The organism is Halomonas sp. C22, from assembly GCF_007655045.1.
Classification (GTDB): domain Bacteria; phylum Pseudomonadota; class Gammaproteobacteria; order Pseudomonadales; family Halomonadaceae; genus Vreelandella; species Vreelandella hamiltonii.
The window spans coordinates 398,982-411,204 of sequence record NZ_VBVC01000003.1 but is presented as its reverse complement, the minus strand read 5'-3'; the positions used below and the strand labels follow the sequence as shown (position 1 = coordinate 411,204).

Genomic DNA, 12,223 nt, shown 5'->3' with positions numbered 1-12,223 from the left:
TCTACCCGAAGGCGGGTGTTTTTGTTATTGCCGTTTCGATTGCTGTCCGTTTTTAATACTGTCCATTTTCATGTCGCACTGACCCCTTTTTCATCTGTTTCGGAATGCCCGCATGAGTTCGCTAGACCCCGCCCTGCTAGAAGAGATTGGCCAATTGCGCGCTGATCTGGATGACGCCAATTATCGCTACTACGTGCTGGACGAGCCCACGCTGACCGATGCCGACTACGACCGCAAGCTGCAACGTTTGCAGCAGATCGAGGCAGAACACCCTGACCTGATATCGCCAGACTCGCCCACCCAGCGAGTGGGCGCGGCCCCGGCGGAAGGCTTTCCGGAAGTGGCCCATGCCATTCCCATGCTGTCGCTGGACAACGCCTTCAGCCGTGAAGACATCATCGCCTTCGCCCAGCGGGTGGCCGAACGTCTGGAGTGCCAGCCCGAGGAGATCGAATTCAGCTGCGAACCCAAGCTGGATGGCGCAGCGGTCTCGCTGGTGTACGAACAGGGCGTGCTGGTCAGCGGTGCAACGCGTGGCGATGGGCGTACGGGCGAGGGCATTACCTCCAACCTGCGTACCTTGCGCTCGGTGCCGCTCAAGCTGATGGGAGGCACGTTGCCCGAGCTGGTGGAGGTGCGTGGCGAGGTCATCATGCGCCACGCCGGGTTCGAAGCGCTGAACCAGCGTGCCCGAGACGAGGGCAGCAAGGTGTTTGCCAACCCGCGTAACGCGGCAGCAGGCAGCCTGCGCCAACTCGACCCGCGCATTACTGCAACGCGACCGCTGGAGTTCCACGCCTATCAGGCGGCGCGGTTGGAGCCCGAGATGGGCGATACCACCCATAGCGCCTTGATGGCCAGGCTCTCCCAACTGGGGTTCAAAACCAGCGCCGAGCTGAGCGTGTTGCAGGGGCCAGACGCCGTGGCCGACTACTGTGAACGGCTGGGCGAAAAGCGTGATCAGCTGGGCTACGACATCGACGGCGTGGTGATCAAGGTCAACGACCTGCGCCACCAGCGGGAGCTGGGCTTCGTGGCCCGCGCGCCACGCTGGGCGGTGGCCTTCAAGTTCCCTGCCCAGGAAGAGGTCACGCTGCTCAACGACGTGGAGTTTCAGGTAGGCCGTACCGGCGCGATTACCCCGGTGGCACGGCTAGAGCCGGTTACGGTGGCTGGGGTGACGGTGTCCAACGCCACGCTGCACAATGCCGACGAGATCGAGCGGCTGGGCGTCATGATTGGCGACACCGTGGCCATTCGGCGGGCGGGGGACGTGATTCCTCAGGTGGTACGTGTCGATGTCGAGAAGCGCCCTGCCGAAGCCCGCGCCATTGTATTCCCTGACCAGTGCCCGGTGTGCGGCTCCGAGGTCGAGCGCCTGGAAGGCGAGGCGGTGGCCCGCTGTTCCGGCGGCCTCTACTGCGCGGCCCAGCGCAAGGAAGCGCTCAAGCACTTTGCCAGCCGCAAGGCCATGGACATCGACGGCCTGGGGGAGAAACTGATCGAGCAACTGGTCGAGCAGGACTGGGTCAAGACCCCCGCCGAGCTGTTCCACCTGACCGTCGAGCAGCTCAAAAGCCTGCCGCGCATGGGTGAAAAGTCCGCCACCAACCTGGTCAATGCGCTGGAAAAAGCCAAGCAGACCACGCTGCCACGGTTCATTTACGCACTGGGCATTCGTGAAGTGGGCGAAGCCACTGCTGCCAACGTGGCCAACCACTTTGGCACGCTGCAAGCCCTTCAGGAGGCCGACACGCCTGCGCTGGAAGCGGTCAACGACGTGGGGCCCATCGTGGCGAAACACATCCATACCTTTTTCCGGCAGCCGCACAACCTCGACACCCTGGACGCGCTGATTGCGGCGGGGGTCGTCTGGCAGGAAACCGAGGTGGCCCAGGGGCCCACGCCGCTGGAAGGCCAGTCCTGGGTGCTGACCGGCGCCATGGAGAGCATGACCCGTGACGAAGGCAAGGCACGTTTGCAGGCGCTGGGGGCCAAAGTGGCGGGCAGCGTGTCCAAAAAGACCACCTGCCTGGTGGCCGGTGAGGCTGCGGGCAGCAAGCTCACCAAAGCCGAGGAACTAGGCGTCGAAGTGATCGACGAAGCCACCTTTATCGAGCGTTTGAGCGCGTGGGAGCAGAGCGAATGAGCCGTTTCATAGAAGTACCCGCCCGCATGCTGCCGCCCGAGACGCTGGATGCGCTGCTGGAGGCGTTCGTGACCCGCCAGGGCTACGATACCACTGATACCGGCGAAGGCATGCGCGGCTGGGTCGCCGAGGTCAAGCGGCAGCTGGAGCGTCACGAGCTGATCATCGCCCATGACCTGGAGCTGGAAATGACCGAAGTGATGACGCTCGCCCAATGGCGTGCCTTTGGGCGAGAGCTGGCCGATGACGAGGAAGAGGGCGATTACTGAGCGCGGATCAGCGCACTGATCAGGCGCCTTCCCGGGTGCAGGTGGTCCACCAGCGGCTGCTCCAGGGGGAGCGGCTCATCGCACAGGCTGGAAGCCAGCACTTCGGCGCACAGCGGCGCGCTGGCCAGCCCACGAGAGCCATGGGCAGTGGAGATCCACAGCCCGCCATGGTGTTGGCCTGGGGTCTCTGGCACCTTCGAGGCATCCTTGGCCAGCGCCGCGTAGGCCGTGCGCCACGCGGCCGCGTCGGGCACTGGCCCGGCATAGGGTGTCTTGTCGGGGCTGGCGGCGCGCACGGCGGCTCGGCCCGTCAAGGCGCTGGGTGTCAGCGGGCCCGTGGCGGCCTCCAGCGCCGCGACCCAGTCGGGCAAGGCCTGGCGCAGCTCGTCGATATTGCGCTGATGGTCTGCGTCGGCGGTGTGGGTGGTGGCATCGTTGGGCACGAAGCTGGCGCCGAAGGTGAGCACGCCCTCCAGCGGCGGCGACACATAGCCCCCCGCACACACCACGCGCTGAGGAGCCGCCGTGCCCTCCGGCAGCGGTAGCTCGCTCACCTGGCCACGCACCTGCTGCAGCGGCAGCTCCGCCGTCTGGGCGAAACGGTTGGCCAATGACGCCGTGGCAATCACCACCTGGTCGGCGGCCAGGGTGTCGCCGTTGGCCAGGGTGATCTGCCAGCCCGCTGGCGTGGCGTGCAGCGCCGTGGCCTCCCCGTGGCGCAGGGTGATGCCGGGGTGTTGCAGCAGTTGCTCGCAGAGCCGTTTGGGCTGTACCCATCCCGCCTGTGGGTAAAAAAGGCCCTGTGCCGCTGCCGTGGGCACCCCGGCCAGCGCGTCGGGGGCCTCGCTGGCCGCGACCAGCGTTTCCGGCAGCGGGTGGTGGGCCATGAAGCGCTGCTGGCGGCTGGCCTCTTTCTCGCTCAAGGCCAGCTGCACCACGCCGCAGGGCTGCCAGAGGGGCGGCTGCTGTGGCCCCGCGGCCGCGAGTTGGCCCAGCCAGCGCTGGCTGTAGAGCAGCCCCGCCAGGTAGAAGCGGCTCTGCAGGTTGGTCTCCACCGCAAGCTTCACGTACAGCGCCCCCTGCCGATTACCCGACCCGCCCGCGCCGGGCTGCTCACGCTCCAGCACCGTTACCTGGCGGCCGCGCCGTGCCAGGGCGGCCGCCACGCTGCTCCCGGCCATGCCTGCGCCAATCACCACGATGTGCTGTGAGCGAAGGGTGGGCGGTGGCGTAAACCACGGCGTCCGCTGGCGACGGTTGTCCACAGGCGGTGTGGCAATACTGCCGGCCAGCATTTCCCGCTTGCGACCGAAGCCAGGCACCTTCTGCCATGCGAAGCCTGCGGCTTTCAGGCCGCGCTTGACGATTCCCGCGCAGGTGAAGGTGGCAAAGGTGGCTCCGGGCCGCGAACGGGCCGCCATGGCAGCAAACAGCTCGGGCTGCCACATCTCCGGGTTTTTGGAAGGGGCAAAGCCATCCAGGAACCAGGCATCCACCTGGCCTTGCAAGGCTTCCAGCCGTTCGGTGGTGTCGCCAAAGTGCAGGTCCAGGGTGACGCGTTCGCTCAGGTGCAAACGGTGAACGCCGCTGACGGGATCGGGCCACAGGGCGCAGAGCGCCTGTGAATAACTGGCCAACGATGGCCAGGCGCTCAGGGCACGCGCCAGGGCAGTGTGGCCTAACGGGAATTTTTCGGTAGAGAGCAGGTGCAGCCGTGCCCCTGGCGGGGCGTGGCGTTCGAAGCAGGCCCAGGCACACAGCATGTTCAGCCCGGTGCCAAAGCCGGTTTCTCCAATCACGAATGCTCGGGGTGCCTGCCACTCGGCAAACCGCTGGGGCAGGTGGTTGGCCGCCAGAAAGACGTGTTCGGTTTCCGCGCGACCGTCCTCCCGGGAAAAATAGACGTCACCGAAGGCATCTGAGTGCGGGGCATCGTCGTTCCAGGAGAGCGTCGGGGCGGTCATGGCCGCCAGCGGGGGCAGGTCAGTGGGGCGCTGGGTCACGCGAATATCCGTGGTGGTCGAAGGGTGAACGAAGGTGGTCAAAAAATGATCAATTTGTTCAGCAGGGCGCTATCTCTGGCTTATAGAAAAGCGTCCGCCGTGTTTTCACAGAGTTTTCCACAGGCTCTGTGAAAAAGCAGGCGGACCCTCCACAGTCGCCCTTGTGGGTCAAGGCAAAACTTTCTTGAACGGCTTAACAATTACCTTGGCATAGACCCCGGCAATGATGTAAGGGTCGGCGTCCGCCCAGGCCTTGGCCGCTTCCAGGCTGTCGAATTCGGCCACTACAAGGCTGCCGCTAAAGCCCGCTTCGCCGGGGTTGTCGGTGTCGATGGCCGGGTGGGGGCCAGCCAATACCAGACGGCCTTCGTCACGCAGCGCTTCCAGCCGTGCCAGATGGTCCGGGCGGGCGGCCAGTCGGCGCTCCAGGCTATTGGCCACATCTTCACTGATAATTGCATACAGCATGGGGATAACTCCTTGAAGGCAGTGCGGTTGGGGAAGCCTTGCAATCGCTCCCGGCATTGACCGCGTGCTGGTTAACGCGCACCATGGCGAGCTGTTGTTGTACCACACGCCTATTCTGACAAACTCGCCACACGGCGTCATGCTAATGCCACGACTTCCTGAAGCTTTTCCCCCTGCACTGCCCCGTGTGTTCGATGCCGATCAGCGCTACCCGGTCGATTTGCACATGCACTCTACCGCCTCGGATGGGTCGCTGCCGCCTGACGAGCTGGTGGCGCTGTGTGCCGCCCGAGGCATGACGCACATTGCCCTCACCGACCACGACACCATGGATGGCACGGCAGAAGCCAGCCTGGCCGCCGAGCAGGCGGGCCTGTGTCTGGTGCCCGGCTGCGAGTTATCCACGCGCTGGCAGGGCATCAATATTCACGTGGTGGCGTTGATGCCGGGCGGCCTGCAGGGAGCGCTGGTGGAGGGCCTGGAGCAGCAGCGCCAGGCGCGTATCCAGCGGGCTGAAGTGATTGCCGAGCGGCTGGAGAAAATGGGCCTGCCCGATGCGTTGGCCAAGGCCCGCGCCCAGGCCGGCAGCGACCGCCCGTTGGGGCGCCCGGATTTTGCCCGTGCCTTGGTGGCGGAAGGCGTGGTGGCCGACTGGGCCGGAGCCTTCAAGCGCTACCTGGGCAGCGGCAAGAAGGGCGATGTGAAAGCCCACTGGCCCGAGATTGCCGATGCCGTGGGCTGGGTGGTGGCGTCCGGCGGCGTCGCGGTGCTGGCCCACCCGCTGCGCTACGGGCTGACCCGGCGCAAGCGCGGCCTGTTGCTGGATGCTTTCACCGCCGCAGGGGGCGAGGCGGTCGAGCTGGTCAGCGGCCAGCAAAACCCGGACAGCACTCGCGACCTGGCGCGTCAGCTGGTGGAGCGCTCGCTGTACGCCTCGCTGGGCAGCGATTTTCACTTTCCCGGCAGCCACGCCGCCCCCGGCAGCATGAGCGTGGTGCCACGTACCGCCGCGCCGCCCATCTGGGAACACCCTCGGCTGGCGCACATGCGCAATGCCGCGCCGGGCATGCTGGCGGCTGGGTGATCACGCGCCGTATCGGCTAAGCTGTAGGTATCGCGCCAACGAATGTGCAACGAACGGACCGCCGAACGGCAGGAGCAAGCGATGAGCCAATATTTCCAGATTCACCCCGAGAACCCGCAAAAACGGCTGATCGATCAGGCCACCGAGATCATTCGCAAAGGGGGCGTGGTGGCGTACCCCACGGATTCCGGCTATGCGCTGGGCTGCCACCTGGGCGAAAAGAAGGCCATCGAGAAGATCAAATGGCTGCGCTCGCTGGACGACAAGCACAACTTTACCCTGATGTGTTCGGACCTTTCCGAGATCGGTACCTACGCCAAGGTAGACAACGCCGTGTTCCGGCTGCTGAAAGCCCACACGCCGGGGCCTTACACCTACATTCTGGATGCCACCACGGAAGTGCCGCGCCTGCTGCTGCACCCCAAGCGCCGCTCGATAGGCGTACGCGTGCCGGACCACCGGATTACCCACGCCTTGCTTGAAGCGCTGGGTGAGCCGCTGATGAGCGTGACGCTGATTCCGGTGGGGGAAACGCTGCCCATGAGCGACCCGGAAGAGATCCGCGAGCGCTTTGGGGCGCATCTGGATCTGATCATCGACGGCGGCGCTTGCCACCTGGACCCGACCAGCGTCATCGACCTGCGCGAACTGCCGCCGACCATCGTGCGGGAAGGGCGCGGCGACACCACGCCTTTCCAGTAGCGTTTCACTCGTTCTCTTTCACAAGCCCTTTTTCCAGCTGGCCATGACGCCAGCGCCTCCCGGCGCTGGCGTCATTGTTGGGGGGCTTCCTCGGGCGGTTCTTCCTTGGGCTTGCGCGGGTCTTCGCTCTCTTCGTCCAGCCAGGTGCCACAGCGTAGGCAGTAGCGGGCGCGCTTTTCGTGGCGGTCGTGGCCGCAGCCGGGGCAGGCTTCTTCCGAGTAGCGGTCTTCGCGGATGGAACGGATCACCTGGGCCGAGAATACCCCGGTGGGCACGGCAATGATCGAGTAACCAATCAGCATCAGGATGACGGTGATGGACTTGCCCAGCGGGGTGGCGGGCACGATGTCGCCGTAGCCCACCGTGGTCATGCTGACGATGGCCCAGTAAATGGAGATCGGGATGCTGGTGAAACCTGCCTCATCGGACTCGATGGTGTACATCAGCGCGGCAAACAGGGTCACCAGCATCAGAATGCTGAAAAAGAACAGCAAAATCTGGCGCAGGCTGCGCTTCAGGGCATCCAGCAGCAGCCGTGCTTCGCCGACGAACTCCATCAGGCGCAGGATGCGGAAAATGCGCAGCACGCGCAGAATCCGCACGATCACCAGCGCATGGGCGCCGGGCAACAGCAGTACCAGCCAGGTGGGGATGATCGCAATCACATCGACCACCCCGTAAAAGCTCTTGAGGTAGACGGTGGGCCGCTCCAGGCAGTAAAGGCGCACCAGCAGCTCAAGGCTGAACAGCAGCGTGAACATCCACTCCATGTAGAAAAACAGCGAGTCGTAGCGCTGGGCGTACTGCTCTACGCTGCCCAGCAGAATCACCGCCACGCTCAGCAGGATGGCGATGATCAAGGCGATATCGAACGCTTTGGCCCCCGGGGTATCCGACTCGAAAATCACGTGGAATAACCGCGTGCGCAATCCTTCGGCACCGGGGCTGAGGTCAAAGCTCATGGTTTCGTCCTGAAATAAGCGGCCAAGGGGGATGCGTTTCAGCGTAGCGCGGTTTGCTGACCAAGGCGACGGGCCAGCGTCAACGCTGCAACGCCATACGCCGCCGTGGGCTGGCCGGTGGAGCCCAGCTCGGCCGTCAGCGTGAGGGCCTCGCGCCGTGCGGCGTCATCCAGCGATGGGTGCTGGGCCAGTTCACTCAGCGCCTGTTGGGCCGCCGCCAGGTGCTCGGGGTGGCCACTGTCATGGAAGGCATCCAGCGCCACGGTGGCACGGTGCAGCCATGCGCTGGGGGTGCTGGCCTCGGGCAGCGTCCACTGCTGCTGGCCCAGAGCATTGCCTCGGGCGGCCTTGCTGCTGTCGGAAGGGCGCAGTGCCACCCGCTCTGCCAGTGCCAGGGCCAACCCCCATAGCGCATCGGCGCTGCCCTCTTTCAGCTCCAGTTCGACCTCGCCAATAGGGGCGCGGGCGCTGCCCGCCACGATTTCCCCTTCGTCCACCACCAGCTCGATGGCGCTGCCTTGCCATGCCAGCTGCCAGGTACGGCGGTGGAAATCGGTGCTCAGCGTGGGTTGCAGCGCCGCTATCTGTTCGGCCAACGGCCCTTGAAACGGCGGCAGCTTGGCCAGCCCGACCTGGTCGAGGGCGTGCTCGTCCAGCGGCCACTCCCACTCTTCACGACGCGATAACCCGCCGCCGCCCTGGCCTGCGGTCTTGACCGTTTGCAGCACGCGCTGGCCCAGTCGGCGCAGCCGAACGGCGACCCGGCCAGCGGCCAGATGGCCCTGGGGAGTATCGAAATAGGTGTTGGTCAAGGCCTGCTGCTGGGGCGGCTCTGCCAAGAGCGGATGGGCCAGCAGCGCGTCGAGCGCGCCGGGCCCCAGGGCCAGCTTCAGTTCGACTTCCTGAGGGGCTGCCGGATGAGGGTGTTGGGTCATGACGCTTCCTGCCAAGTGGTCTATGTTGCTTATTGATGACGGTTGAATGAACTTTTTATGACGCAGCCGAGCGCACTCTTTATACTGTCGCCCGCCATTTCCAGGCTCCCCGAAAACAGGCTAAAGGCTCTATGGTAACCTCCAACCCTTTTTCCGCGATGTTTGGCCGCTCGCCATTCCAGCCGCTGCTGGCCCACATCGTCAAGGCCAATGAATGCGCCGACCTCCTCCTGCCGTTCTTCGAAGCGACCCTTGCCGGTGACTGGGACGCCGCCGCCGAGCTGCGCGAGCAGGTGACTTCTCTGGAGCACGAAGCCGACACCCTCAAGACCGAGCTGCGGCTCAACCTGCCCAACAGCATGTTTCTGCCGGTCTCGCGCTCGGACCTGCTCGATTTGATCAGCGTACAGGACAAGATCGCCAACAAGGTGCGTGACATTACCGGCATCATGCTGGGCCGTAAAATGCGCGTGCCCGACGAGCTGGCCGATTTGATGCGCGAGTACATGGCCACCAGTGTGGCCTGCGTGGCCCAGGCGCGCCAGGCGCTGGAAGAGTTGAAGGACCTGCTGGAGTCCGGCTTTGGGCGCAACGTCTCGGACGTGATGCAGAACATGATCCGCGAGCTGCACGTGCTGGAGCACCAGGCGGATGATCAGCAGGTGGCGATTCGCCGCCGTCTTTTCGAGCTGGAAAGCCAGCTTCCCCCCGTGGATGTGATCTTTCTCTACAAGATCATCGACTGGGTCGGCGAAGTCTCCGACCGCGCCGAACGCGTGGGCAGCCGCCTGCAGATCCTGACCGCACGCTAAGGGGCTCCCATGCAGATTATTGCTCAGCACGGCGACATCTTTATCATTCTGGCCTGCCTGTTTGGCTTCTTCATGGCCTGGGGCGTGGGTGCCAACGACGTGGCGAACGCCATGGGCACCTCGGTGGGATCGAAAGCGATCACCATCAAGCAAGCCATCATCATTGCGGTCATTTTCGAGTTTCTGGGGGCCTGGCTGGCCGGGGGCGAAGTCACCGCCACCATTCGTGGCGGCATGCTGGACCCGGCACTGCTGGAAGCCAACCCGCAGCTGCTGGTATACGGTATGTTGTCGGCCCTGCTGGCGGCGGGTATCTGGCTGATGATTGCCTCGGCCCGAGGCTGGCCGGTGTCGACCACTCACTCGATCGTGGGCGCCATCGTGGGCTTTGGTGCCGTGGGACTGGGCGTGGAAGCCGTGGCCTGGAGCCGCGTGGGCACCATTGCTTCCAGCTGGGTCATTTCGCCGCTGCTGGCGGGCACCATCGGCTTCGTGCTGTTCAAATCGGTGCAGTACCTGATTTTCGAGAACCAGGACCCGTTTGCCGCCGCCAAGCGCTACGTGCCGGGCTATGTGTTCCTGGTAGGCTTCATCGTTTCCATGGTCACCCTCACCAAGGGGCTGACCCACGTGGGGCTCGACCTGAGCTTTGGCCAGAGCTTCCTGCTGTCGATTCTGATCGGCATCGTGATCATGGGCGTCGGGGTGGTCATGCAGCGGCGTATCAAGTACGTGCAGAGCGCCAGCGACCACTTCGGCTATGCCAACGTGGAACGGGTATTCGGCGTGCTGATGATCTTCACTGCCTGTGCCATGGCGTTTGCCCACGGCTCCAACGACGTGGCCAACGCCGTTGGCCCGCTGGCGGCGGTGATCAGCGTGGTGCGCAGCGACGGCGTGATCGACAGTGCCGCGCTGGTGCCCTGGTGGGTGCTGGTGCTGGGCGGTGGCGGCATCGTGGTGGGCCTGGTGACCTACGGCCATAAGGTGATCGCCACCGTGGGCACCGGCATTACCGAACTGACCCCCAGCCGTGGCTTTGCCGCCACGCTGGCGGCAGCCACCACCGTAGTGCTGGCTTCGGGCACCGGGCTACCCATCTCGACTACCCACACGCTGGTGGGGGCGATCCTCGGCGTGGGCCTGGCCCGCGGCATGGCGGCGCTGAACCTGCGGGTGATCGGCACCATCGTCATGTCCTGGCTGATTACCCTGCCCGCCGGGGCGGGGTTGGCCATCGTGTTCTTCTTCATGTTCAAGGGCATGTTCGGCTGATACACCTCTCCCCAGGCTAACGCTTGGCGGGTATACGGCGGCACCTTCGGCAGCCGGTCTCGACAGGAGATCGCTGCAATAGAAGGTGCCGCTGTTTTTTATGCTCTGTTAAAGTAAGCGTGATCACTTTCATTCACCTGCTGCCGGAGAGCGGCCCTTGGACACACGTTTCCCCTTTGTCGACTGGTTTCGTAATGCCTCCCCGTACATCAATGCCCACCGGGGGCGAACCTTTGTCATCCTGATTGAAGGCGAAGCCATGGCGTCGGGCCGAGGAGAGCAGCTGATTCAGGATCTGGCCTTGCTGCACACGCTGGGCGTGCGCCTGGTGGTGGTGTTCGGCATTCGCCCCCAGGTGCATGAGGCGTTGACGGCCGCCGGTGTGGAGCCCACTCGGGTGGATGGCCGCTGGGTCGCCGACCGCGCCGTGATGGCCCATGTGGAGCAGGTAGCGGCGCACCAGCGGCTCTGGCTGGAAGCGCGGCTCTCGTTGGGGCTGCCCAGCACGCCGCTGCACGGCGTGGAGCTGAGCGTGATTTCCGGCAATCTGGTCACCGCCAAGCCGCTGGGCGTGCGCGAAGGCGTAGACTTCGATCACAGCGGTGAGGTGCGCCGGGTGCGCGCCAGCGCCATCGAAGGGCTGCTGGAGAAGGGCTCGCTGGTGCTGCTGCCGCCGCTGGGGTTCTCCAGCACCGGAGAAGTGTTCGATCTGGACGCCTCGGAAGTGGCCCAGCACGCCGCCGTGGCGCTCAAGGCAGACAAGCTGATTCTGCTGGGCGAATCCGAAGGCCTGGAAGACGAGCAGGGCGCACTGCTGCGCCAGCTTTCACCTTTCGAAGCCGAACCGCGCTTGCAGCAGGCCGTGCCCGGTAGCGAGCTGGCGCGCCATCTCAACGCCGCCTGCACCGCCGCCCGGGAAGGCGTGGCCCGCACGCACCTGCTCTCCTGGCGCAACCATGATGCGCTGCTGGGGGAGCTGTTCACCCGCGACGGCGTGGGCACCATGATCACCCAGCACCGCTACGAGCAGCTTCGCCCGGCCACGCTCAATGACGTGGCGGGCCTGCTGGAGCTACTGGAGCCTCTGGAGCGGCGCGGCATGCTGGTGGCCCGCTCCCGGGAGCGCCTGGAGCATGAAATCGACGACTACATGGTCATCGAGCGCGACGGCATGGTGATCGGCTGTGCGGCGCTGCACGTCTTCCCCGAGACCACCGTGGGCGAGCTGGCCTGCGTGGCCGTGCATGGCAATTACCGGGGCGGCGAGCGCGGCGAGCGACTGGTCGAAGCCCTGGAGCGACGCGCCCGCCAGCGGGGGCTTTCCGATATGTTCGTGCTCACCACCCATACCGCCCACTGGTTCGTGGAGCGCGGCTTCCGCGCCGCCAGCCTGGAAGACCTGCCCCCCCTCAAACGCGAGGCCTACAACCACGCCCGTAAATCCAAGGTGCTGGTGAAAAATCTGGCGGGTTAGTATTGGCGTGAGGAGTGAGGGGTGAAGAGCCAGTAGCAGTATCGTAGCGCGTGGTAACGAGCGCAGCGAGGCACCCGCGAAGGGGCGGCG

The 12,223-nt window shown here is 65.0% G+C and carries 11 protein-coding genes; 7 read left to right on the top strand and 4 right to left on the bottom strand.

What is annotated here, in order from left to right; translation table 11 throughout:
• Positions 1-112: 112 nt before the first annotated feature.
• Both ligA and FEU76_RS08560 read left to right on the top strand, forming a co-directional pair.
• Positions 113-2,149 carry an NAD-dependent DNA ligase LigA gene (ligA, locus tag FEU76_RS08565; protein WP_144982159.1) on the top strand — a complete coding sequence of 679 codons (2,037 nt, stop codon included), beginning with the start codon at positions 113-115 and terminating at the stop codon, positions 2,147-2,149.
• Positions 2,146-2,418 carry a YheU family protein gene (locus FEU76_RS08560; RefSeq protein ID WP_016914817.1) on the top strand — a complete coding sequence of 91 codons (273 nt, stop codon included), beginning with the start codon at positions 2,146-2,148 and terminating at the stop codon, positions 2,416-2,418. Before ligA ends, FEU76_RS08560 begins: the two co-directional genes overlap by 4 nt.
• On the opposite strand, the gene mnmC is transcribed toward FEU76_RS08560, so the two are convergent.
• Both mnmC and FEU76_RS08550 read right to left on the bottom strand, forming a co-directional pair.
• Complete coding sequence (mnmC, locus tag FEU76_RS08555) at positions 2,412-4,382, bottom strand: bifunctional tRNA (5-methylaminomethyl-2-thiouridine)(34)-methyltransferase MnmD/FAD-dependent 5-carboxymethylaminomethyl-2-thiouridine(34) oxidoreductase MnmC (protein WP_260851390.1); 1,971 nt, start codon at positions 4,380-4,382, stop codon at positions 2,412-2,414. The genes FEU76_RS08560 and mnmC overlap by 7 nt on opposite strands.
• Before the next feature lie 207 nt (positions 4,383-4,589).
• Positions 4,590-4,889 (bottom strand): YciI family protein, encoded by a 300-nt coding sequence (locus FEU76_RS08550; protein ID WP_016914815.1) that lies wholly within the window; start codon positions 4,887-4,889, stop codon positions 4,590-4,592.
• Positions 4,890-5,034: 145 nt separating this feature from the next.
• Between FEU76_RS08550 and FEU76_RS08545 the strand changes: the two genes are divergently transcribed.
• Together FEU76_RS08545 and FEU76_RS08540 are read left to right on the top strand one after the other, a co-directional pair.
• A complete protein-coding gene (locus FEU76_RS08545) occupies positions 5,035-5,973 on the top strand; it encodes a PHP domain-containing protein (protein ID WP_039183517.1) in 939 nt (312 codons plus the stop codon).
• Between the two features lie 81 nt (positions 5,974-6,054).
• Positions 6,055-6,675, top strand: a complete 621-nt coding sequence (locus tag FEU76_RS08540; RefSeq protein WP_016914813.1) for an L-threonylcarbamoyladenylate synthase — start codon at positions 6,055-6,057, stop codon at positions 6,673-6,675.
• 71 nt (positions 6,676-6,746) lie between these two features.
• Here FEU76_RS08540 and FEU76_RS08535 read toward each other — a convergent pair whose 3' ends face one another.
• Together FEU76_RS08535 and FEU76_RS08530 are read right to left on the bottom strand one after the other, a co-directional pair.
• On the bottom strand, positions 6,747-7,637 hold the full coding sequence (locus FEU76_RS08535) for an ion transporter (protein WP_144982156.1): 891 nt from the start codon (positions 7,635-7,637) through the stop codon (positions 6,747-6,749).
• 38 nt (positions 7,638-7,675) lie between these two features.
• Positions 7,676-8,572: a CYTH domain-containing protein gene (locus FEU76_RS08530; RefSeq protein ID WP_144982153.1), complete on the bottom strand. Its 897-nt coding sequence runs from the start codon at positions 8,570-8,572 to the stop codon at positions 7,676-7,678.
• Between the two features lie 131 nt (positions 8,573-8,703).
• Between FEU76_RS08530 and FEU76_RS08525 the strand changes: the two genes are divergently transcribed.
• The 3 genes from FEU76_RS08525 to argA all read left to right on the top strand — a co-directional run bounded on the left by FEU76_RS08525 (position 8,704) and on the right by argA (position 12,133).
• The gene (locus FEU76_RS08525; RefSeq protein WP_039183511.1) at positions 8,704-9,384 is read left to right on the top strand and encodes a TIGR00153 family protein; all 681 of its coding nucleotides are present in this window, start codon (positions 8,704-8,706) and stop codon (positions 9,382-9,384) included.
• A gap of 9 nt (positions 9,385-9,393) precedes the next feature.
• Positions 9,394-10,659 carry an inorganic phosphate transporter gene (locus tag FEU76_RS08520; RefSeq protein ID WP_144982150.1) on the top strand — a complete coding sequence of 422 codons (1,266 nt, stop codon included), beginning with the start codon at positions 9,394-9,396 and terminating at the stop codon, positions 10,657-10,659.
• Positions 10,660-10,816: 157 nt separating this feature from the next.
• On the top strand, positions 10,817-12,133 hold the full coding sequence (gene argA, locus FEU76_RS08515) for an amino-acid N-acetyltransferase (protein WP_039183507.1): 1,317 nt from the start codon (positions 10,817-10,819) through the stop codon (positions 12,131-12,133).
• Positions 12,134-12,223: the final 90 nt, after the last annotated feature.